The 21,131-nt window shown below is 74.0% G+C and carries 16 protein-coding genes; 5 read left to right on the forward strand and 11 right to left on the reverse strand.

Annotated features, from left to right (window positions below; translation table 11 throughout):
- Window positions 1–62: 62 nt before the first annotated feature.
- Genes ABD080_RS04020 through ABD080_RS04035 form a run of 4 tightly spaced genes read right to left on the reverse strand, consistent with a single transcriptional unit; the run spans window position 63 to window position 3,731 of the window.
- Window positions 63–1,235, reverse strand: coding sequence for a M20 family metallopeptidase (locus tag ABD080_RS04020; protein ID WP_137769262.1), 1,173 nt, complete (start codon window positions 1,233–1,235; stop codon window positions 63–65).
- Window positions 1,232–1,939 carry an NUDIX hydrolase gene (locus tag ABD080_RS04025; RefSeq protein ID WP_137769263.1) on the reverse strand — a complete coding sequence of 236 codons (708 nt, stop codon included), beginning with the start codon at window positions 1,937–1,939 and terminating at the stop codon, window positions 1,232–1,234. The genes ABD080_RS04020 and ABD080_RS04025 overlap by 4 nt, the downstream gene beginning before the upstream one ends.
- A 24-nt stretch (window positions 1,940–1,963) precedes the next feature.
- Window positions 1,964–2,419 (reverse strand): DUF2871 domain-containing protein, encoded by a 456-nt coding sequence (locus ABD080_RS04030; RefSeq protein WP_343903720.1) that lies wholly within the window; start codon window positions 2,417–2,419, stop codon window positions 1,964–1,966.
- A gap of 55 nt (window positions 2,420–2,474) precedes the next feature.
- The gene (locus tag ABD080_RS04035; protein ID WP_377827270.1) at window positions 2,475–3,731 is read right to left on the reverse strand and encodes an MFS transporter; all 1,257 of its coding nucleotides are present in this window, start codon (window positions 3,729–3,731) and stop codon (window positions 2,475–2,477) included.
- A gap of 139 nt (window positions 3,732–3,870) precedes the next feature.
- Here ABD080_RS04035 and ABD080_RS04040 point away from each other — a divergent pair, with 139 nt between their 5' ends.
- Window positions 3,871–4,923, forward strand: coding sequence for a Gfo/Idh/MocA family protein (locus ABD080_RS04040; RefSeq protein WP_343903722.1), 1,053 nt, complete (start codon window positions 3,871–3,873; stop codon window positions 4,921–4,923).
- Here the strand turns inward: ABD080_RS04040 and ABD080_RS04045 are convergent.
- The 3 genes from ABD080_RS04045 to xylA all read right to left on the reverse strand — a co-directional run bounded on the left by ABD080_RS04045 (window position 4,895) and on the right by xylA (window position 9,184).
- Window positions 4,895–6,313: a sialidase family protein gene (locus ABD080_RS04045; protein WP_343903723.1), complete on the reverse strand. Its 1,419-nt coding sequence runs from the start codon at window positions 6,311–6,313 to the stop codon at window positions 4,895–4,897. The two genes, ABD080_RS04040 and ABD080_RS04045, sit on opposite strands and share 29 nt — an antisense overlap.
- A gap of 249 nt (window positions 6,314–6,562) precedes the next feature.
- Window positions 6,563–7,951 carry a xylulokinase gene (gene xylB / locus ABD080_RS04050; protein ID WP_343903724.1) on the reverse strand — a complete coding sequence of 463 codons (1,389 nt, stop codon included), beginning with the start codon at window positions 7,949–7,951 and terminating at the stop codon, window positions 6,563–6,565.
- A gap of 39 nt (window positions 7,952–7,990) precedes the next feature.
- Complete coding sequence (gene xylA, locus ABD080_RS04055; protein WP_343903725.1) at window positions 7,991–9,184, reverse strand: xylose isomerase; 1,194 nt, start codon at window positions 9,182–9,184, stop codon at window positions 7,991–7,993.
- A 122-nt stretch (window positions 9,185–9,306) separates the two neighbouring features.
- Here xylA and ABD080_RS04060 point away from each other — a divergent pair, with 122 nt between their 5' ends.
- The 3 genes from ABD080_RS04060 to ABD080_RS04070 are packed head-to-tail and all read left to right on the forward strand — an operon-like array spanning window position 9,307 to window position 13,666.
- Window positions 9,307–10,485 carry an ROK family protein gene (locus tag ABD080_RS04060; protein WP_343903726.1) on the forward strand — a complete coding sequence of 393 codons (1,179 nt, stop codon included), beginning with the start codon at window positions 9,307–9,309 and terminating at the stop codon, window positions 10,483–10,485.
- A complete protein-coding gene (locus ABD080_RS04065) occupies window positions 10,482–12,665 on the forward strand; it encodes a glycosyl hydrolase family 95 catalytic domain-containing protein (protein WP_343903727.1) in 2,184 nt (727 codons plus the stop codon). Before ABD080_RS04060 ends, ABD080_RS04065 begins: the two co-directional genes overlap by 4 nt.
- Before the next feature lie 5 nt (window positions 12,666–12,670).
- Complete coding sequence (locus ABD080_RS04070) at window positions 12,671–13,666, forward strand: LacI family DNA-binding transcriptional regulator (RefSeq protein WP_343903728.1); 996 nt, start codon at window positions 12,671–12,673, stop codon at window positions 13,664–13,666.
- Between the two features lie 3 nt (window positions 13,667–13,669).
- On the opposite strand, the gene ABD080_RS04075 is transcribed toward ABD080_RS04070, so the two are convergent.
- The 4 genes from ABD080_RS04075 to ABD080_RS04090 form a co-directional block, all read right to left on the reverse strand.
- Entirely contained in the window at window positions 13,670–15,445 is a 1,776-nt protein-coding gene (locus ABD080_RS04075) for a type 2 periplasmic-binding domain-containing protein (RefSeq protein WP_343903729.1), read from the reverse strand.
- 28 nt (window positions 15,446–15,473) lie between these two features.
- Window positions 15,474–16,385 (reverse strand): carbohydrate ABC transporter permease, encoded by a 912-nt coding sequence (locus tag ABD080_RS04080; RefSeq protein WP_137769274.1) that lies wholly within the window; start codon window positions 16,383–16,385, stop codon window positions 15,474–15,476.
- A 10-nt stretch (window positions 16,386–16,395) separates the two neighbouring features.
- The gene (locus ABD080_RS04085; protein ID WP_343903730.1) at window positions 16,396–17,385 is read right to left on the reverse strand and encodes an ABC transporter permease; all 990 of its coding nucleotides are present in this window, start codon (window positions 17,383–17,385) and stop codon (window positions 16,396–16,398) included.
- Window positions 17,386–17,550: 165 nt separating this feature from the next.
- Window positions 17,551–18,162: a YesL family protein gene (locus ABD080_RS04090; protein WP_343903731.1), complete on the reverse strand. Its 612-nt coding sequence runs from the start codon at window positions 18,160–18,162 to the stop codon at window positions 17,551–17,553.
- Window positions 18,163–18,314: 152 nt separating this feature from the next.
- Between ABD080_RS04090 and ABD080_RS04095 the strand changes: the two genes are divergently transcribed.
- Entirely contained in the window at window positions 18,315–21,125 is a 2,811-nt protein-coding gene (locus ABD080_RS04095) for a glycoside hydrolase family 3 N-terminal domain-containing protein (RefSeq protein ID WP_343903732.1), read from the forward strand.
- Window positions 21,126–21,131 lie beyond the last annotated feature (6 nt).

Here is a 21,131-nt window from a genome sequence, read left to right on the forward strand (position 1 = left end):
GTTCAACCAAATGGAGCCGCGGTGTGCCCCACCGGACACCCCGGGAGGGATCAGCCCTGCCCTCAGCGGGCCGCGAGCTCCTCCGCCCGCGCGAGCACCTGCGACCGCAGGTCGCCGTCGGCCGCGACCCGGCGCACCACGTGCGCCATCGCGGCGGCCGCGTCGTCGAGCAGCCGGTAGCCCTCCGGCCCCGCGGACTGCGCCGCGAAGTCCGCCGTGTGCAGCGCCGCGTCCACGCCCGTGATGCCCACGAAGGGATGCAGGGAGGGCACGTGCTGGGACACGTTGCCCATGTCCGTCGAGGCGGCCATGACGCCCGTCGACCCCGCGAGCGGGCGGCCGCGCTCGGCCATCGCCTCGTTCCACAGGCCGCCCAGCAGGTCGTCCTGCCGCAGCGGCTCGTAGAGCGGCTCGAGCGCCTCCACCTCGAGCGTGCAGCCGGTCGCGAGGGCGCCCGCCCGCAGGCAGTCCAGCAGGGACTCGTGCAGGGCGTGGAACTCCTCGAGGTCCGGCGCCCGGCACTCGAAGTCCACGACCGCGGTCGCCGGGATGATGTTCGTGACCCCGGACTGCTGCGGCACGAGGGCCAGGCGCCGGCCGTCCTTCACCCGCTGGCGCAGCAGACCGGCCGCGACCTGGGCGATCACGGCCGCATCGTTCGCGTTGACGCCCTCGGAGGGGTTCGCGGCGGCGTGCGCGCCGCGGCCCGTGTAGGTCGCGCGCCAGCGGCCCACGGCCTGGCTCGTCGAGCCCACCGGGTCGTAGGTGTCGGTGTGCGGGGTCGGGTGGGTCATGAGGGCGAGGTGCACGCCCGCGAAGACGCCGCGCTCGATGAGCAGCTGCTTGCCGCCGCCGTGCTCCTCCGCCGGCGTGCCGATCACCTGCACCGTGAGGTCCAGGGACGGATCCGCGGCGAGCGCGTCCGCGAGCAGCAGGGCCGCCCCCACGGAGGCGCCCGCGATGAGGTGGTGGCCGCAGCCGTGGCCGATCCCGGGCAGGGCGTCGTACTCCACGCACAGCGCGGCGACGAGGGAGCCGGAGCCCCGGCTCGCGCGCAGCGCGGTGGGCAGCTCCCCCACGCCCCGCTCGACCGTGAAGCCCTCCGCCTCGAGCAGCGCGGAGACCCGCTGGGCGGAGCGGTGCTCCTCGAAGGCGAGCTCGGGATCCGCGTGCAGCTCCCGGGCGAGGGCGTGGACCCGCTCGCGGCGGTCCCCCTCGAGCAGCGGCAGGCTCATGCGCTCTCCTCCCCCGAGCGCAGCAGCGGCGGCTGCAGCGTGGTGCCGCTCCCCGCGCGGTACAGGCGTGCGGGCCGGCCGCCCGTCGGTGCGGCGAAGCGGTCGAGCTCCTCGACGAAGCCCGGCGTGCGGGTCGCCTTGCGGTGGAAGTTCCCGGCGTCGAGGCTGCTCCCCCACACGGCCTCGTAGACGCCGCGCAGCTGGGAGACGGTGAACTCCGCGGGCAGGAAGGTCACGGCGAGCGTCGAGTACTCGAGCTTCGCGCGGGCGCGCTCGAGCGCGCAGTCGAGCACCTCGCGGTGGTCGAAGCCGAGCTCGACGCCGGCGAGCTCCTCGACGGCCCACCAGCGGGCGTCGGCGACGTCGGCCCCGCGGCGCGGGGCGGGGAGGTCCGCGCCGAGCGCCATGAAGGCCACGGAGACCACGCGCCCGCGCGGGTCGCGGCCCGGGGCGCCGAAGGTGCGCAGCTGCTCGACGTGCACCGACTCCTCGCCGATCATCGCCTCGTTCTCGAGCACCCGGTAGGCGGACTGGTCGAGGTCCTCGTGCTCCCCCACGGGCCCGCCGGGCAGCGCCCACGTGCCCGCGAAGGGCTCCTCCCCGCGCTGCACGAGCGCGACGCTGAGCCGCCCCTCGTGCAGGGTGAGGATGACGAGGTCGACGGCGACGCCGACCCCGCTGCCCGGCGCCGCGGAGGTGTCCATGGGCGCCACCCTATGGCGCCGGGGTCAGCGCGCAGGAATCGCCGGCACCTGGTGGGACGCGCCCCCGCGCTCGCGCACGGCGGCGCGGAGGGCGACGAACAGGGAGACGAGGCCGACGGTCAGCAGCATGTGCCCGAGGCCCGCGGTCCCGGGGATCGCGGCGCTCGTCGTCGCCGGGTCGTGGCCGCCGAGCGTGAGGATGCCGCGTACGGCCTGCATCGCGACCGTCACGACGAGGCCGATGTTGTAGGTCCACCAGAACACGGTGAAGGAGCGGCGGCCGGTCAGGCCCAGGACCGCGTCGAGCGCGAGGACCACCAGGAACACGATCATGCCGAGGGTCAGCAGGTGCGTGTGCAGGGTGTTCAGCGGGGTGTGGCTGAGCAGGGCGTCGGTGTGCTTCGTGAACTCGCGGTAGAAGAGCCCCGAGGCGAGGCCGAGGATCAGGTAGGTCAGGGCGGTGTACAGGGATCGCGTCATGCCCTCGATCCTGCTCGTGCGCGCGGCCCGGCGGATCAACCCTTCGATGGATCGCTCAGGCGCCTGCGGGGGCGACCGCCGAGGCCCCGCCGCGGGTCGCCGCGAGGTGCCAGACCCACAGGGCCGTGCCGCCCGCGGCGAAGAGCAGCGACGCCGTGCCCACCGCGAGCAGGCTCGTGCTCACGATCGGCATGATCACCCCCGCGAGCAGCGCGTTCAGCACGAGGGAGAAGAAGGTGCCGAGCGAGGCGGCCGCCCCGCGCTCATGGGGGAACAGGTCGAGCACCTCGAGCTGGATCGGCGCGAAGACGAGCGAGACGGCGAAGGCGAGCAGCATCGGGCCCGCGACGAGCGGGATCAGGGCCGGGGAGATCGTCCCGTCGGGCGCCGGGGACACCGCCACCAGCAGCAGGTTCACGAGAGCCGCGAGGATCGCGGCGAGGTAGCCGATCGTGATCAGCCGGGGCCGGGGCACGACCGCCGCCGCCCGGCCCACCACCCACGAGCCGCTCATCATGCCGATGATCAGCGGCACGAAGAGCACCCAGAAGTCCTGCTCGCCGAGACCCAGCAGGCGGTCCACGATGATCGAGGCGCCCGCGATGAACAGGAACTGCGCGGCGAAGCCGAGGGCGGAGGCCGAGGCGATCCGCAGCATGACCGGGCTGCGGCCCACGTGCACGAGCGACCCCAGCAGGGAGCGCAGGCGCAGCGGGGTGCGCTGGTCCCGCGGCAGGGTCTCCGGCAGCAGCGCCGTCAGCACGAGCGTGACCACGCCGTACAGGCCCACCCCCGCGAACACCCACCGCCAGTCGCCGAGCAGCAGCAGCCAGCCGCCGAGGATCGGCGCGAGCGCGGGGGCGACGGAGAAGATCATCATGACGCGGGCCATGAGCCGCTGCGCCTCGGGGCCCGCGAACATGTCGCGGATGACGACGCGGGAGACGATCGTCGCGGCGCCCGCGCTCATGCCCTGCAGCACCCGCAGCGCGACGAGACCGCCGAGGCCCGGGGCGAGGATCGAGCCGAACATGCCGATGAGGTAGATGACGAGCCCGCCGATCGTCACCGGCTTGCGGCCCAGGGCGTCGGAGAGCGGTCCGTGCAGGATCGACATGACCGCGAAGGCCGCGAGGTAGGCGGAGACCAGCTGCTGGAGCCCCACCTCGCTCGCGCCGAACTCGGTCCCGATCCGCCCGAAGGCCGGGAACACGGTGTCGATCGTGAAGGGCCCGATCATGGCCAGGGTCGCGAGGGTGAGGGTGATGCGGGCGCTGGCCCGGGACGGGGTGGGAGACGAGGTCACCGGCATGATCCTATCGGCGTAGGCTCGCCGAGGACCTCGCCCCTGCACCGCGCGGCAACCGCTTCCGCCGCGGGCCGGGACCCGCGAGGATGACCCATCCACTCCCCGTCCACGCGCCGCGCCGTCGCGGCAGGAGGCAGCACAGATGACCCAGCGCGCCCGCCGCATCGGCCTCGTCGGATACGGCGACGTCTCCGTCGTCCACGTGGACGCGATCGCCGCGATCGACGGCCTCGAGCTCGTCGTCGTCGCCGACGCCGACCCCGCCGCCCGGGAGCGCGCCGCGACCGCCCTCGGCGTGCCCGTCCACGACTCCGTCGAGGCGATGCTCGACGCCGAGCGGCTCGACGCGATCCATGTGACCACCCCGCACCACGAGCACGTGGGCCCGAGCCTCGCGGCGATCGCCCGCGGCGTGCACGTGCTCCAGGAGAAGCCCGTCGCGCACACCCTCGCCGAGGCCGAGCGGCTCGTCGCGGGCCTCGCCGCCGCCCCCGCGCGGGCCGACGGCGGCGCGGGCGCCCCGCACGTCGCGATCTGCTTCCAGAACCGCTACAACCGGGCGAGCCAGGAGCTGCGACGGCTGCTCACGAGCGGTGAGCTGGGCGCCGTGCAGGGCGCCTACGCCTCCGTGGTGTGGACCCGCACCGCCGAGTACTACGCCGCGAAGCCGTGGCGCGGGCGCCAGGAGACCTCCGGCGGCGGCCTCCTCATCAACCAGGCGATCCACACCCTCGACCTCGTGCAGTGGCTGCTCGGGCCGGTCGAGCGCACCGACGGCCTGGTCTCGCAGCGCAAGTTCGCGGGGGTCACGGAGGTCGAGGACACCGCCGAGCTGCTCCTGCACCACGAGGGCGGCGCCACGACGACCTTCTACGCGACGCTCACCGCGCCCGTCGCCCGGCCCGTCGAGCTCGAGGTCGCGACCGAGAACGCGTACCTCGAGCTGCGCTCCGGCGCGGGCGGCGGCCTCACCGTGCGCTGGGCCGACGGCCGCGTCGACACCTTCTCCGACCGGGTCGCGACCGCGGGCGGCCGCTCCTACTGGGGCGTCTCCCACGAGGAGCTCATCGCGGACTTCTACGCGACCCTCGACGGGGCCGAGCCGTTCTGGATCGGCCCCGCGGAGGGCATCGCGTCCCTGCGGATCCTCAAGGACGCCTACGCGATCAGCGGCCCGGAGTTCGCGGGCTGCTGAGCAGCACCACCTCGGTGTCGAGGTCCTGGGAGCGGCGCATGGTGCCGCGGAACCACGTGACGGCCGCGCGGCCCGGGTCCCCGGGGATCGCGACGGGGCGCAGGTTGTCCCCCGCCGACCCCTCGGTGACGGGGGTCCACGCGATCGTGGCGCCGCCGTCGGCCGTGCGGCCGTGGAAGATCTCGTGCACGCCGAGGGTCCGGCCGTCCCGCGGATCCGTCTCGAGCGAGGCCCAGAGGGCGTCGAGGTCGTCCGGGTCGATCGCGCCGAGTCCCGTGTAGTCCTCCTCGTGGGGCATGAGCTGGGGCCCGGCGACGGCGATCTCGTGCACCTTCCACGCGCCCGCCCCGGGCGCGAGCTCGGCGCGGAAGAGTCGGTGGTCGATCGCGGGGACCTCGTGCGCGGGGGCGTCCCAGGCGTGGCGGGCGGTGTCGGTCCCGAGGGCGTCGTCCGCCCGGGCGGTGAACAGGGCGACGAGGCGGCCGTCGGCCGCGCGCCGCAGGTCCGTGGTCCACGCGTGGGTCATGACGGACCCGCCCCACGTGCTGCCGCTCGTGAACAGGGGCGTGAGGTCCTCCGCGCGCGGGGTCACGTCCTCGATGCCGCGGCCCAGGGCGGAGACGACCGTGCCGTCCGCCCGGTGCAGGGAGCCGCCCGCGAGGTAGCCGTGCCAGATCGAGGTCGCGTGGTCGCGCGGGTGGTGCTCGGTGATGATCAGGTCGATGCGGTCGTCGGTGCCGTGCTGCGTGCCCGAGGCGTAGCGGGCGTAGCCGTTGACGTAGCCGATCTTGGGCCGCGTGAGCAGGCGCCCGCCGAACTCCCAGGTGCTGCCGTCGTCGTCGGAGACGAGATAGCAGGGGTCGTCGTTCACGGCGCGCACGAAGCAGTACAGGCGGCCGTCGAGCGGGTGCACGTTCTGGTAGGTGACGCCGCGGCCGGGGGTGTGCGGCGGCGCGGGCTCGGTCGCGCCGAACAGCAGGGTCCACGAGTACGCCTGCTCCTCGCCCCACTCCCCCGCGGGGTCCTCGGTGTCGCTGATGCGCCAGCGGGTGAGCTCGTCGGTCTTGTGGCGGGAGTAGACGGCGAGCCAGCGGCCGTCGGCCCGGCGCCACAGGGCCGGGTCGTCGTGGTCGTCGGACTCGAGGCCCGCGTGGAGCACGACGCGCGAGGAGCTGCCGTCCTCGCGGGCGACGATCAGCTCGACGTCCCCGCCGCGCTCCTCGCCGTCCATCCCGCCGGCGGAGGCGACGGCGCCGATGACGACGGTGCCGGTCTCCGGATCGGCGAGGGAGCGCTCGTCCTGGAACCAGCACCAGGAGCCGTTGTCGTCGACGATGCGGATGTCAGTGCTGGGGGCGGCGTCGGCGGTGACCCGCTGCTCGGTGCTCATGAGATCCATCCTCCCCGAACGGAATGCGCTTGCCAAGGCCTGCGCGCGGGCGATCTGTGCGCGCGATACGCCGGCCACCGCCCATCAGCCGCCGCCCCCCAGCCGCGAGCCGCCGCGCCCCCTCCCCCGATGGTCCGATTCCGTTCCACTCCGAGCTCAGATCTGGAACGGAATCGGACCATCGCCCGCGAGAGGCGGGTCGCTCCCCGGGGCGCGNGCTGCGGCGAGGGGTGGGCTGGCAGCCCGGACTCAGCCCCAGCCCTCGGTGCGCTCCTTGAGCGCGCGGTAGGCGTCCAGCACCTCGCGCGTGGCCTCCGCCTCGAGGGTGCGCGCGCCGCCGAGCTCCCAGACGGGCGGCTCGTCGGTCCCGGCGAGGGCCCAGGCAGCCTGGCGGGCCGCGCCGAGGGCGACGTACTCGCCGTCGGGGGCGAGGGTGACGGGACGGCCCAGCACGGCGGGGGCGAGCTCCTGCACGGCGCGGCTGCGGGCGCCGCCGCCGATGAGGGTGACGCGCGCCGGGGAGACCCCGGTGACCTGCTCGAGCGCGGCGACGCCGTCGGCCAGCGAGCACAGGAGCGCCTCGACGTAGGCGCGGGCGAGGTCCTCGCGGGTGGTCGAGGTGGTGAGGCCGGTGAGGGTGCCGCGCGCGTCGGGGCGGTTCGGGGTGCGCTCCCCCTCGAAGTAGGGCAGCAGGCTCACGCCGTGGGCGCCGGGCACGGAGGCGAGGGCGAGGGCGGAGAGCTGCTCGTGGGTGACGCCGAGCAGCGCGCGGCCCGCCTCGAGGATGCGGGAGGCGTTGATCGTCGTGGTCATGGGGAGGAAGCGGCCGGTCGCGTCGGCGAAGCCGGTGACGGTGCCGGAGGGGTCGTCCGGGCGCACGTCGCTCACCATCGCGCACACGCCGGAGGTGCCGATCGAGATCGACACGTCCCCCGGCTGCTGCCCGAGCCCCAGGGCCGCGCCCATGTTGTCGCCGGTGCCCGCGGCGAGGACGGCGCCGCCCGCGGTGCGGGCCATGACCTCCTGCGGCGCACCGGGGAGGCGCGGCAGGTCGAGGGAGCGCCCGATCGCGGCCTCGGCGAGCTCGGGCCGCCAGGCCTCGGCGGCGGTCGAGTAGTAGCCGGTGCCCGAGGCGTCGCCGCGGTCGGTGAAGGGCTCCGTGCCCGGCGCCGCGAGGTGCAGGGACACGTAGTCGTGCGGGAGCAGCACGGAGCGGGCGCGCTCCGCCGCCTCGGGCTCCTCGTCGCGCACCCAGCGCAGCTTGCTCGAGGTGAAGGAGGCGACGAGCAGGCTGCCGAGCTCGCCGACGCTCGCCTCCGCCCCGCCCTGCTCCTCGATCAGGGTCGCGGCCTGCGGGGCGGAGCGGGTGTCGTTCCACAGCAGCGCGGGGCGCACCACCTCGCCCGCCCCGTCCAGCAGCACCATGCCGTGCTGCTGGCCGCCCACGGCGACGGCCTCGGCCCGCTCGAGCAGCGGCCCGGCCGCCTCGTCCACCGCCGCGAGCCAGGCCCGCGGGTCCACCTCGGTGCCGTCCGGGTGGGCGGCGCGGCGCTCCTCGACGACCTCGCCGGTGGCGGCGTCGACGAGCAGGGCCTTGGTGGACTGGGTGGACGAGTCGATGCCGAGCACGAGCGTCATGAGCGGGAGCCTTTCACGGAGCGGGCGAGGTGGGCGGGCTCAGGCGCGGAAGCCGAGCAGGTGCTGCATGGCGAGCTGCTGGAGGCGCACGAAGCCGAAGTTGCGCTCCCCGGCCTTGTCCGCGTCGAACTCCTCGAAGGTCGAGCGGTCCGCGAGGAGGTCCTCGAGGGTCTCGCCCTCGGCGATCGTGGGCTGCGCGAGCTCGTCGATGCCGGAGTAGCTCAGGGCCTCCTGCACCTCGGGGTCCTGACGGAACGCGAGGGCGCGCTCCTTGAGCATCAGGTACATCTCCATGTTCGCGGCGGCCGCGTCGTACTGGCCCTTCTCGTGCTCGGTGCGCGAGGGCTTGTAGTCGAAGTGGCGGGCGCCGTCGTAGGCGCCGGGCTTGGACGGGAAGCCGTTCTCGAGCAGGTCCACGGTGAAGAAGGCGCTGATGAGGTCGCCGTGGCCGAACACGAGGTCCTGGTCGTACATGGGGCCGTGCTGGCCGTTGAGGTCGATGTGGAAGAGCTTCTCGCTCCACAGCGCCTGGGCGAGGCCGTGCGTGTAGTTCAGGGTGGCCATCTGCTCGTGGCCGGTCTCGGGGTTGATGCCGACGATGTCGCCGTGCTCGAGCTGCTCGATGAAGGCGAGGGCGTGGCCGACGGTGGGCAGGAAGATGTTGCCGCGGGGCTCGTTGGGCTTGGGCTCGAGGCCGATCCGCAGGTCGTAGCCCTTGTCCTTGATGTAGCCGGCGACGGTGTCGAGGCCCTCGCGGTAGCGCTCGAGCGCGGCGAAGAGGTCCTTGGAGCCGTCGTACTCGGCGCCCTCGCGGCCGCCCCACATGACGAAGGTGCTCGCGCCGAGCTCGGCGGCGAGGTCGACGTTCGCGAGGACCTTGCGCAGGCCGAAGCGGCGCACGGAGCGGTCGTTCGAGGTGAAGGCGCCGTCCTTGAAGACGGGGTGGGCGAAGGTGTCGGTGGTGACCATCTCGATCTCGAGGCCGGTCTCCGTGGTGACGGACTTGAGCTGGTCGATGATCTTCTGGCGCTCGGCGGGGGTGGCGTCGAAGGGGACGACGTCATTGTCGTGGAAGGTGAAGCCCCAGGCGCCGAGCTCGGCGAGCCTGCGGATGTGGGCGCTCAGCTCGAGGGCGGGGCGGGTGGCGAGGCCGAACTGGTCGCGGGCCTCCCAGCCGGTGGTCCAGAGGCCGAAGGAGAAGCGGTCCTCGCGGGTGGGGGTGGGTGCGGTCACGGTGTGCTCCTGGGGTGATGTCGGCGGTGACGGGTTCGCTTAGTAAGTTTCCATTACTAACCGCGAAATGGCAAGCTGACCCCCACGATCCCCACCCCGACCCGAGGACAGGACGGCCCGGCATGCAGTCCACCCACCTGCGCGAGCACAACCTCTCCGCCGTGCTCCGCGCCCTGCAGGCCGCCGGCGAGCCCACCTCCCGCGCGGGCCTCGCCTCCCTCACGCGGCTCACCAAGCCCACCGTCTCCAAGCTCGTCGAGGAGCTCATCGGGGCGGGGCTCATCAGCGAGGGCGACCCGATCTCCGCGGGCGCCGGGCGCCCCATGGTCCCGCTGCGCCCCGCGGCCGGGACGCTGCTCGCGATCGGCCTCGAGATCGCCGCGGACCACGTCTCCTGCCTCGGCGTGGACCTCACCGGCAGCGAGCTCTCCCGCCGCACCGTCTACGGCCGCGCCGCCTCCGCCGAGGAGGCGATCGCCCGCGCCGCGCAGCTCGTGCGCGAAGTCCGGGCCGACGCCCCCGACCTCCCCGTCGTCGGCGTCGTCGCCGCCGTGCCCGGCCGCATCTCCCCCGACGGCCGCCTCGTGCTCTCCGCCCCCAACCTCGACTGGACCGACGTCCCCCTCGTCGAGGGACTGCGCACCCACCTCGCGCCCGAGGCCGGGGACATCGTCGCCCTCAACGACAACCGCCTCTCCGTGCTCACCGAGATCGACCGTCGGCCCGGCGAGTCCTTCCTCTACGTGCGCGGCTCGACCGGCGTGGGCGGCGCCGTCGTCCTCGAGGGCTCCGTGCTCGAGGGCACGCACGGCTGGGCCGGCGAGCTCGGCCACACGGTCGTCGAGCCGGGCGGCCTCACCTGCCGCTGCGGCCGCCGCGGCTGCCTCGAGGCGTACATCTCGTACCACGCCCTGGTCGAGCAGGCCGGGCTGGGCCCCGAGGTGCGGATCGAGGACCTCGTCGACGAGCTCTCCCGCTCCTCGAGCCGCACCGAGGTGATCGGCGTGATCGGCCGCTCCCTGGGCCTCGCGATCGCGAACGCCCTGAACATCCTGGACCTCTCGACCGTCGTGCTCTCCGGCTACCTCGCCCCGATCGCGGAGGAGATCACCCCCGTGGTGCGCGAGACCGTCACCGCCCACGCCCTCGCGGCGGAGGCCGGCCCGATCTCGATCGAGCGCTCCGACACGACCCCCGACCCCGCCCTGCGCGGCGCCGCTCGGGCCGCGCTCCAGCCCGTCTTCGACGCCCCCGGCGCATGGATCTCCCGCGCCGCGACCCCCGCCGGGAGGACCGCATGATCACCCGCACCGCACCGGCCGCCCGCTGGCTCGAGGCGCTCCCCCTCGGCAACGGCCGGATCGGTGCGATGGCCTGGGGCGACCCCGCCGCCGCCCGGTTCGGGCTGAACGAGTCGACCCTGTGGTCCGGCACGCCCGGCGTGGACGCCGGCCGCCGCACCGGGGCCGACGTCGCCGCGGCCGCGCGCGCCGAGTCGCGACGGCTCTGGGCGGCCGGGGACGTGCCCGGCGCGGAGCAGGCCCTCGGCGCCCTCGGTGCGAGCTGGGGCCAGGCCTACCAGCCCGTCGGCGACCTGCACGTCGAGGTCCCGGGGGCGGTCCCCGGGCCTCGCGAGCTCGACCTCGACGCGCGGCTGCACCGGGTGCGCACCGCGGGCGGGGACCACCTGAGCGCCGTGAGCGCGGCCGACGAGGTCCTCCTGCACGCCGTGCCGCTCGCCGCGGGCGACGTGCTGCGCGTGCGTCTGGAGTCCCCGCAGCACGAGGAGCACCGGTCCGAGCGCGAGGACGGGCTCGACGTGATCCTCCGCGTCCCCTCCGACGCCCCTCCCGGCCATGCCCCCGGCGCCCCGGGCCTGGCCTGGGGCGAGGACGCCTCCCGCGCCGCCGTCGCCGTCCGCTGGCGGCGCGAGGGCGAGCGCGCCCTGCTCGTGTGCGCGATCGCCACGAGCTGGCGGGGCCTCGGCGAGCGCCCCGACCGGCCCCCCACGGAGGTGCTCGCCGAGGCCGCGGCCACGGCGGAGGCCGCCCTCGCGCGGGGCGAGGAGGAGCTGCTGGCCCGCCACGCCTCCACGCCGGGCGAGGACGCCTTCGCCCTCCGCCTCCCGGGCGCGGCGCTGCTCGAGGAGGTCGTGGCCTACGGCCGCTACCTGCTCCACGCGTGCTCGCGGCCCGGCCTGCCGCCCGCCAACCTCCAGGGGCTGTGGAACGCCGAGGTGCGCGCCCCGTGGTCCTCGAACTACACGACCAACATCAACCTCGAGATGAACCACTGGGCCGCCGGCACCGCGCACGTCCCCGCGGCCGCGGCGGCCCTCGAGGAGTACACGGCGCTGCTGCGCCGCACCGGCCGCGACACCGCGCGCCGGCTCTACGGCGCGGGCGGCTGGACCGTGCACCACAACAGCGACCCGTGGGGCTACTCCGATCCGGTGGACGGCGAGACCCGCTGGGCGATCTGGCCGATGGGCGGCCTCTGGCTCGAGCTGCAGCTCGAGGACCTCGCCCGCTTCACCGGCCTGCCCGCCGCGGAGGTCGCCGCGCAGCGCATGCCCGCCCTGCGCGAGGCCGCCGCCTTCGCCCTGGACCTGCTGCACCCCACCGACGGCGACCGCCTCGTCACCGTGCCCTCGACCTCCCCGGAGAACCAGTGGCGCACCCCCGAGGGCACCGCGGTCGCGCTCACCGAGGGCTCGGGCATGGATCGCTGGCTCGTGCGCGGCGTGCTCTCCTCCCTGCTCGCGGCCGCCGAGGTCACGGGGGCAGCGGAGGACGACCTGCTCGCGCGGGCGCGCGCCGCCCTCCCACGCGTCGACGGGCCGCGCATCGGCCCCGACGGCCGACTCCAGGAGTGGCACGCGGACCTCGAGGAGCCCGAGCCGCACCACCGGCACGTCTCCCACCTCGCGCCCGTCTACCCCGGCACCGAGGCGCTCGCGCCGGGCATCGAGGAGGCCGCGACCGCCTCCCTGCTCGCCCGCGGCGACGAGGCCACCGGCTGGTCGCTCGCCTGGAAGGCCTGCCTGTGGGCGCGCCTGCACCGCCCGGACAAGGTCGAGGACCTGCTCACGCTGTTCGTGCGCCCCGCGGAGACCGCCGACGGCGAGCGCTCGGGCCTGTACCCGAACCTCTTCTCCGCCCACCCGCCCTTCCAGATGGACGCGAACTTCGGGATCGTCGCCGCCGTCGCCGAGTGCCTGCTGCAGAGCCACCGCGGCGAGATCGAGCTGCTGCCCGCCGTCCCGCCGCTGCTCGCGAGCGGCTCCGTGCGCGGGCTGCGGGCCCGTCCCGGCGTCGCCGTGGACCTCGACTGGGCCGGCGGCGAGCCCACGCGCCTCGTGCTGCGCGCGCTCGGCGCGGGCGCCGCGGGCGAGCACCGGGTGCGCTGGGGCGGGCGCACGCTCCCCGTCGACCTCCCCGCCGACGGCGCCCCGGTCGCGCCCGACCTCGTGGGACGATGAGGCCCATGGCCACCATGACGGACATCGCCCGCGAGGCCGGGGTGTCCCTGAGCACCGTGAGCTACGCGCTGAGCGGCAAGCGCACGATCTCCGCCTCCACGCGCGAGCGGATCGAGGCGGCGATCGCCCGGCTCGAGTACCACCCCGCCGCGAGCGCCCGCGCCCTCGCCAAGGGCCGCACCTCCCTGCTGGGCGTCGCCGTGCCCCGCCACGAGGCCGTCGACGACCACGTGATCATGGAGTTCGTGGGCTCGATCCTCGAGGCCGCGCACGAGGCGGACGACGACGTCCTGCTCGTCGCCGCGGAGGACCACGCGCGCACCCTCAAGGTCGTCGAGGAGGGCAAGGTCGACGCCCTCGTCGTCATGGACCTCGTCGAGGACGACCCGCGGCTGCCGGCCCTCGCGCGCCTGCACCGGCCCGTGGTGCTCATCGGCTACCCGCAGGACGCCGCCGGGATCGCCTGCGTGGACTTCGACTTCCTCTCCGGGGCGATGCTCGCCGTGCGCGAGCTGTCCCTGCGCGGCGCGCGCCGGATCGCGCTGCTCACCCCGCACCGCGACCCCGCGGGACCGGTCCCCACCTATGCCCGCCGCGCGGGCCTCGGCTTCGAGATGGGCTGCCGGGAGCTGGGCCTGCCGGCGCCGCGCCTCGAGGTGGACGCGGAGCCGGAGGCGATCGCCGCGCTCGTCGCCGAGCACCTGAGCGGGCCCGATGCGGTGGACGCGCTCGTGGTGCACCACGAGCGGGCGCTCCCGCACCTCACCCGGGCGCTCTCCGCCGCGGGCGTGGACGTGCCCGGGGCGCTGCAGCTCGTCGCGATCGCCCCGGACGACGTCGCCGCCGCCGGGGCCCACTCCTCGATCGAGCTGCCGATCCCGGCGATCGGCCGCACGGCGGTGACGATGGCCCTCGAGCTCGTCGAGGATCCGTCGGCACCGCCGCACTCCCGCCTGCTGAGCCCCACCTTCGTGCCCCGGGAGACCACCCGGGACCGCTAAGGGTCAGCCGAACTGCTCCGCGACGTTCTTGCGAGCCGCGTCCTGCTCCTTCGCGTTCGCCATGTCGACGTCGAGCACCTTCTGGTAGCCGAGACCCTCCGCAGTCGAGGTGAGGTCCTCGAGCAGGGCGTCGAAGTCCTTCTCGCTGCCGGCGAAGGCCATCTTCCAGGAGCTCTGGACGATCGCGGCCTTGACCTGGTTGCGGATCGTCTCGATCTCCGAGGAGTCCTGCGGGGCGACGTAGCTCGCGCCGGGGGCGACGGCGAGCTGGTCGTTGGCGACGAGGTACTCCATGGTCGTCGCGGCGCCGCCCATGCGGCCCGCCCAGTCCTCGGTGAGCGGGTTCGCGACGCTCTCCTGGTAGGTCTCCCACATCTTGTAGTTGTAGGGGTAGCCGGTGTCGGGGTCCTCGTCGCTGCCGAGCACGGTCGTGGTGTTCAGCCAGGAGACGCCGTCGGCGTAGGCGCCGCCGCCCCATTCGGCGGGGAGGTCCGCGCCGTCGCCCAGCAGGGCCTTCCGCCCGAGCTCCGTGAGCTCGGGCTTCTTGTCCCCGTTGAGCTCCCAGGTGAGCCCCTGCGGTCCCGCGGCGCCCATGGTCTGGCTCGAGTTCGCGTAGACGCCGGCCGGTGAGTAGAGCCAGTCGATGAAGGCGGCGGAGCGCTGCGGGTCATCGCCCTGCGAGCCGACGGCGAAGACCTGCTGCGCCCCGTAGATCGAGGCGCCGTAGGAGAAGATCCTCTGGTCCGCGAGCGGGGCGAGCATGAAGCCCTTGCCCTCGGCGACGTGCGCCTCGGTGTTGAAGGCGGCCTGCCCCTGCCAGGGCCAGAAGGAGAACAGCACGTTCCCGGACTGCATCTTCGAGTAGAGGGTGTCGTAGTTCTGGGTCGTCGAGTCGGGATCGACGAGGCCCTTCTGGTTGAGGTCGAAGAACCAGCGCAGCGTGCGCACGTAGAGGCCGTCGGGGTCGATGATCGACTGGAAGTCGGAGCCGTCCGCGGCGGCGAGCACGAAGCCGACCTCGTCGTAGCCGTAGTAGCAGCAGGGCTGCTTGGCGTTGTTCATGAAGTTGCCGTCCCAGTCCTTGAAGAGCGACAGGGCGTAGACCTTCTTGCCGTTCTCGGTGGTGGGCTGCGCCTTCTGCATCTCCTCGAGCACGGGGGTGAGGTCCTCGAGGGTGCCGATCTCCGGGTAGCCGATCTCCTTGTAGACGTCCCAGCGCAGGAAGGGGCCGAAGGTGGGGTCGATGCCCTCGCTGGGCTCGGTGGGCTTGAGGGAGGAGACCTGCGTGGGGATCGCGTAGATCCCGTCCTTGCCCTCGTTGACCTTCTGGATCGCGGTGTCGAAGCGGGCGGCGCTGGTCATGTGCTCGTAGTACGGCGTGAGGTCCGTGAGCAGGCCGCCCTCGACGAGCTCGTCGAGCTTCTGGCCGACGTCGGTCACGACCACGTCGCCCAGGTCGCCGGCGGCGACGCGCGTGTTGTAGAGCGTGTCCCCGCCGCCCGCGACGTTCGGGGCGATGACGTTGAGGGTGAGCGCGAAGTCCTTCTCGACGAGGTGCCCGAACCAGCCGGGCTGCTCGCCCATCTGGTTGGCGAGGCCGTCGAAGACGTCGATCGTGAGCGCCTCGTCCCAGCTCTCGGGGAAGGGGCCGGAGTCCGCGGCGGCGTCGCCGTCGGTCGAGCAGCCGCTGAGGCCCAGGCCCAGCAGCGTGAGGCTCAGCCCCCCGCCGATCAGCGAGCGGCGGGAGGGGCGGTGCGGGGGGAGGGTGGAGCCGGTCATGTCGTGTCCTTTCACGGGGGCGGCGGGGTCAGCCCTTGACCGCGCCGAGCATGATGCCCTTGACGAAGTAGCGCTGGAACAGCGGGTAGACGAAGAGGATGGGGAGCACGACGACGACCGCGACGGTGGTGCGGATCGAGGTGGCCGTCTGCGAGGTGGCGGCCGAGGCGATGCCGGAGAGGTCCCCGCCCGACTGCTGGGCGGCCTGCGCGAGGGAGTCCGCCTGGTTGATGTACATGTAGAGCAGGAACTGGAGCGTGTAGAGGCTCTGGTCGGTGATGTACAGCAAGGTGTCCTGGAAGCTGTTCCACTGCGTGACCGCGCTGAAGATCGCCACCGTGGCGAGGATCGGGGTCATGTTGGGCAGGTAGATCCGGAAGAACACCGAGAGGATCCCGGCACCGTCCATCTCCGCCGCCTCCTGCAGCTCGCGGGGCATGGCCTCCACGAAGGTCTTCACGAGGATGATGTTGAAGGGCTGCACGACGAGCGGGAGGATGTAGACCCAGAAGCTGTTGGTCAGGCCCAGGGTCTTCATGATGATGAAGACGGGGATGAGGCCCGCGTTGAAGTACATCGTGATGACCACGGCCCGGTACCAGAAGGACCGCTTCCACAGCCGGGGCTGGGTGAACATGAAGCCGAGGTACGCGGAGGCGAGCACGGTCGCCGCGGTGCCGATCACGGTGCGCGCGAAGGAGACGAGCGCGGCCTGCGGGAGGCCCTGGAGGTCGAGCACCTGGCCGTAGTTGTCGAGGTGGAGACCGCGCGGGAGCCAGCGGATGTCGCCGAGCGCGGAGAGGTCGTTCGCGCTGATCGAGTTGATGATCAGGTAGTAGAACGGGTAGCCGCACACGAGGGCGAACAGCGCGAAGAGCGTGCAGTTCACGATCGTGAAGGGCACGTGGCCCCGTTCGCGGGTCAGGGATGCAGTGGTCATCTCGGCCTCCTCAGACCAGCGAGGTCCCGCGCACGCGCTTGGACAGGGCGTTCACCGACAGCAGGAGCACCACCGAGATCACGCTCTTGAGCATGGAGATCGCCGTGGCCAGGGACAGGTTGTTGCCCGTCATGCCGATGTTGTAGACGTACAGGTCGAGCACCTGGATGTGCTCGCGGTTGAAGGCGTTCTGGAAGACGTAGAACTGCTCCATGCCGTTGTTGAGGATGTTCGCGATCGAGAGCATCAGCAGCACGAAGAAGGTGGGCATCAGCTGGGGCACGGTGATGTGCCACATCGTCTGGAAGCGACCGGCGCCGTCGACCTTCGCGGACTCGTACAGGGACTGGTCGATGCCGGCGATCGCGGCGAGGTAGAGGATCGCGCCCCAGCCCACGGTCTTCCAGATCCCCCAGAGCGCCATCTTGAGCCAGATGTGCTGGTCGCTGTCGAGGAACTTGAGCGGCTCGTCGATGAGGCCGAGGTTCTCGAGGGTCCCGTTGACCATTCCGGTCGTCGAGAACATCGAGAAGGCGATCATGTAGACGAGCACCCACGAGATGAAGTTCGGCAGGGTGGTGAGGGTCTGCACGAGGTTCTTGAACCAGGTCGCGCGGATCTCGTTGAGGAAGACGGCGAAGGCGAGCGGCAGCACGGAGGCCGCGATCCCGAGGAAGCTCATGGCGAGGGTGTTGGCCATGACCTGGAGGATCTGCTGGACCTGGGTGGGCGAGCCCACGAGCATCCGGAACCACTGCAGGCCCACGAACTCGCTGCCGCCGAGGCCGCGCGCGGGGCGGTAGTCGTACAGCGAGTAGATCCAGCCGTAGAGCGGGAAGTAGCTGAAGAGGAAGACGAGCACCAGGAACGGCACGATCGTCAGGAAGAGCCCGAAGGACTGGCGGCGGTGCGAGGCCCGCGCGCCTCGACGCCCGCGGCGCCGCGGGCGTCCCTCGACCTCGGAGGCGACGACGGCCTCGACCTGCACGGGGGCGGCCATCACCGCTCCCCTCCCGGGCTCATGCTCACTGCGTCCACTCCGCACTCCCTCGTGGGTCGGTTAGTTCGGGTCGGACACTAAACGCTTCGACGGCGCCTCGTCAAGAGAATCGCCGAAGCGCTTCGACACCAGCCCTCGGGAGGCGGCGACCCGTCGAGGGATGGCTCAGGCGAGGGCGCCCAGGCGGCGATAGGAGGCGCGCAGGAGCAGGGCCGCGAGGTAGCCGCCCGCGCTCGCCCCGATCGTCAGCAGCAGCCAGCCCGCGCCGGGGACCACGAGCGCGAGCGCGATCATCCCGGCGGGGATCAGCACGAGGCCCGCAGTGCGCAGCGGCTCCGCGCCGGGCAGCAGCAGGGCGTTGCGCAGGGTGGCCCGCACGGGCTCGTCGACGGCGGCGATGAGGGCCAGCCCGTGCAGCAGCGCGCCCAGCAGGTAGAGTGCCATGAGCACCGCCATCAGCGTCCCTGCCAGGGACAATGCTCCTCCGACGGTGAACCAGAAGCGCGCCGCGAAGAGCAGCGCGAGGACGGGCACCCCGAGGGTCAGGTGCACCGCGGTCGCCCGCAGGAGGTTCGCGCGCAGGGCGCGCAGGAAGTCGACGAGCGGCCGGCCGCGCTCGTGGTCCGCGTAGCGGAGCATGACCTCGAGCAGGGCGCTCGTCGCGGCCCCCGCGGTCACGAGCGGCACGCAGGCGAGGAGGTAGAGCAGGTTCAGCACGACCATCACGGCGAAGGCGCCGATCCCCTGGACCGTGCGCCCCTCGAGGTCGATGGCCATGACCGCTCCGTCCTGCGGCACCACCCTGGCGCCCACCCCTCGAGGATACCCGTCGCACCCGCCGCGCAACAGGGGACTTGACGTTCGGGAGTCGAAGCGATTCGATTACCCCTGACCCCACCCCTCCCGCACGGATGCGCGAGGATCCCCCGATGAAGGACGCCATGCCCCTCGCCGCCCCCGCCCCGCTCGACCCCCACGACCGTCGACGGCTCGACTGGGCGCGCGGGATCGTCGGCGAGCTCACGACCGAGGAGAAGGTCGCGCTCCTGCACCAGTACGCCCCGGCCGTGCCGCGGCTCGGGATCGGCCCCTTCGTCACCGGCACCGAGGGCGTGCACGGGCTCGCCTGGCGGGGCCCCGCCACGCAGTTCCCGCAGCCCGTCGGCCTCGCCGCGACCTGGGACCCCGAGCTGCTGCGCCGCGCCGCCGCCGTGGTCGCCGAGGAGGTGCGCGAGCTGCGTGCCGGAGACCCGTCCGTGAGCCTCACCGTGTGGGCGCCGGTCGTGAACCTGCTGCGCCACCCCCTCTGGGGCCGCACCGAGGAGGCCTACACCGAGGACCCGCTGCTGAACGCGGAGCTCGGCACCGCCTTCTCCCGCGGGCTGCGCGGGGACGGTCCCACCTGGCGCACCGTGCCCACGCTCAAGCACTTCCTCGCCTACTCCAACGAGACGGACCGCTGCGCCACGAGCTCCGACCTGCCCCCGCGGGTGCTGCACGAGCTCGAGCTGCCGGGGTTCCTGGCCCCGCTCGCGGCGGGCGCGGCCGGCTCCGTGATGCTCTCCTACAACCTCGTGGACGGCCGCCCGGCGCACCTCAGCGACCTCGTCGACTCCGCCCTGCGCGCGGCCCTCCCCGATCCCGACCTGCTCTTCGTGGTCTCCGACGCGGGCGCGCCCGGCAACCTCTTCCGCAGCCAGAAGGTGGTCCCGGACGCCGCCCACGCCTACGCCGCGATGCTCCGCGCCGGGGTGGACTCCTTCACCGACAACGACACCGACCCCACCGAGACGGTCACGGCCGTGCACGCGGCGCTCGCGGCGGGCCTCGTGGAGGGGGCCCACGTGGACCGCGCCGTGGTGCGCCAGCTCGTGGCCCGCGCCCGCACCGGCGAGTTCGCCGCCCTCCTCGGGGAGGACGCGGATCCTGCGGCCCCCGCCCCGGGCGTCCCCGCGGACCGCGCCGGCCGCCGCGCCCTCGCCCGGGAGGCCGCGACCCGCGGCGCCGTCCTGCTCGCCCACCGCGACCCCCGCGCGCTCCCGCTGCCGGCGGGACCGCTCGCCGTGCTCGGCGCGCAGGCCGGGACGGTGCTCGGCGACTGGTACAGCGGCGACCTCATCGACCCCGTCCCGCTCTCCCGTGCGCTCGCCGCGCGCCGGGAGGACGTGCGCGTCGCCGACGGCCTCGACGTGGTCGCCCTCGAGGTCACCGGGGAGGGGCCCGTGCTCCGCGCCGCGGACGGCTCCCTGCACGTGGACCGCCCCGCGCACCGCCCCGCCGCCTCCGAGCCCGAGCGGCTCGTGCTCACGGATCTCGGGGAGGGCGTGCTCACCCTCCGCTCGCAGGCCACCGGGCTGCTCGTCGCCCCGGACGACCGCGGCCGGCTGCTGCCGCGCTCCGCCCGCGTGGGCGGCTGGGTGGTGCAGGAGACCTTCGCCCGCGAGGCCCTGCCCGCCGCGGCGGGCGGGCACCGGCTGCGCCACCGCGGCAGCGGCCGCCTCGTCGGGATCGAGCACCACACCGGTGACCTCGTGCTCCTGCCCGTCGGCGCCGAGGTCGGCGCCGCGCACCTCACGGCCACGGTGCTCGGCAGCGGCGGAGCCGCCGTGGAGGAGGCGACGCGCGGCGCGGCCGCCGCGGTGCTCGTGCTCGGCAACGAGCCGCACGTCCACGGCCGCGAGACGGAGGACCGCCCGCACCTGGGCCTCCCCGAGCCGGACCGCGCGGCCCTGCGCGCCCTCGCCGCCCTGCCCGCCGAGGTCGCGACCGTCCTCGTGATCACCTCCTCCTACCCCTACGACCTCGAGGGGCTCGAGGAGCAGGTGGGCGCCGTCGTGTGGTCCGCCCACGCCGGCGAGGCGGAGGGCGAGGCGCTCGCGGACCTCCTCACCGGCGCGCGCGACTTCTCCGGCCGGCTCGCCCAGACCTGGCCCACGAGCGCGCCCCTGCCCTCGGTGCTCGACTACGACACCATCGGCACCGCCATGACCTACCGGTACGGGCAGGAGGCCCGCTTCGGCTTCGGCCACGGGCTCACGCTCGACGCGTGCGACTGGCACGGCATCGACGCCCGCTGGGACGGGGACGAGATCGCGGTGCACGTCGAGGTCACCGCCCCCGCCGAGCGCCGCACGGGCGGCCCGCTGCACGAGGTCGTCCAGGTCTACGCCGACGTCCCCGCCTCCTCCTTCTCCCGCCGCCGCCACGAGGCGCCCGTGACGCGCCTCGTCGGCAGCGCCGCCGTGGAGGTCCCGGCCTCCGGCGCGGCGACGGTCGCGCTGCGGATCCCCGCGCGACGCCTCGCCCTCCACGCCCCGGACCTCGAGGCGTGGGAGCTGCCGGACGGTCCCGTCACCGTGCGGATCGCCCGCTCCGCCGCCCGCACCGCGGAGGCGTTCACGCTCCCGGCGCCGCCGTCGGCCCCGCCGGAGGCCGCGACCGGGGACCACGTCCCCGCCCACCGGGCGGAGGAGGTGCAGGGCCTGCTCCGCTCCCCCGCGAGCCTGCTCGAGGGGACCGTGCTGCGCGCGGCCACCGCCGCAGGCGGCACCGCCGCCTTCGTGCTCCCCGCCGGGGCCGTCGTGGCCGCCGTCGAGACCGATGGCGAGGGCGAGGCCGTGCTGCTCGAGGGCCCGCTCCCCCACACCGTCGTCGCCGACGGCGACCGCCCCACCGGCACCGTCCGCGTGCACCTGACCCGCCGCGCCGCCCTCACCGGCCTGCGCCTCACCACCCACTGACCACCA

Origin of the sequence: Brachybacterium rhamnosum (assembly GCF_039526185.1) — a bacterium.
GTDB lineage: Bacteria > Actinomycetota > Actinomycetes > Actinomycetales > Dermabacteraceae > Brachybacterium > Brachybacterium rhamnosum.

What these genes read in the sequence shown, in the direction of transcription:
- ABD080_RS04080 (WP_137769274.1), bottom strand. Translation starts at nt 16,385, where the DNA reads ATGACCACTGCATCCCTGACCCGCGAACGGGGCCACGTGCCCTTCACG.
- ABD080_RS04095 (WP_343903732.1), top strand. Translation starts at nt 18,315, where the DNA reads ATGAAGGACGCCATGCCCCTCGCCGCCCCCGCCCCGCTCGACCCCCAC.
- ABD080_RS04070 (WP_343903728.1), top strand. Translation starts at nt 12,671, where the DNA reads ATGGCCACCATGACGGACATCGCCCGCGAGGCCGGGGTGTCCCTGAGC.
- ABD080_RS04040 (WP_343903722.1), top strand. Translation starts at nt 3,871, where the DNA reads ATGACCCAGCGCGCCCGCCGCATCGGCCTCGTCGGATACGGCGACGTC.
- ABD080_RS04045 (WP_343903723.1), bottom strand. Translation starts at nt 6,313, where the DNA reads ATGAGCACCGAGCAGCGGGTCACCGCCGACGCCGCCCCCAGCACTGAC.
- ABD080_RS04060 (WP_343903726.1), top strand. Translation starts at nt 9,307, where the DNA reads ATGCAGTCCACCCACCTGCGCGAGCACAACCTCTCCGCCGTGCTCCGC.
- ABD080_RS04020 (WP_137769262.1), bottom strand. Translation starts at nt 1,235, where the DNA reads ATGAGCCTGCCGCTGCTCGAGGGGGACCGCCGCGAGCGGGTCCACGCC.
- ABD080_RS04075 (WP_343903729.1), bottom strand. Translation starts at nt 15,445, where the DNA reads ATGACCGGCTCCACCCTCCCCCCGCACCGCCCCTCCCGCCGCTCGCTG.
- xylB (WP_343903724.1), bottom strand. Translation starts at nt 7,951, where the DNA reads ATGACGCTCGTGCTCGGCATCGACTCGTCCACCCAGTCCACCAAGGCC.
- ABD080_RS04035 (WP_377827270.1), bottom strand. Translation starts at nt 3,731, where the DNA reads ATGCCGGTGACCTCGTCTCCCACCCCGTCCCGGGCCAGCGCCCGCATC.
- ABD080_RS04065 (WP_343903727.1), top strand. Translation starts at nt 10,482, where the DNA reads ATGATCACCCGCACCGCACCGGCCGCCCGCTGGCTCGAGGCGCTCCCC.
- ABD080_RS04090 (WP_343903731.1), bottom strand. Translation starts at nt 18,162, where the DNA reads ATGGCCATCGACCTCGAGGGGCGCACGGTCCAGGGGATCGGCGCCTTC.
- ABD080_RS04030 (WP_343903720.1), bottom strand. Translation starts at nt 2,419, where the DNA reads ATGACGCGATCCCTGTACACCGCCCTGACCTACCTGATCCTCGGCCTC.
- ABD080_RS04025 (WP_137769263.1), bottom strand. Translation starts at nt 1,939, where the DNA reads ATGGACACCTCCGCGGCGCCGGGCAGCGGGGTCGGCGTCGCCGTCGAC.
- ABD080_RS04085 (WP_343903730.1), bottom strand. Translation starts at nt 17,385, where the DNA reads ATGGCCGCCCCCGTGCAGGTCGAGGCCGTCGTCGCCTCCGAGGTCGAG.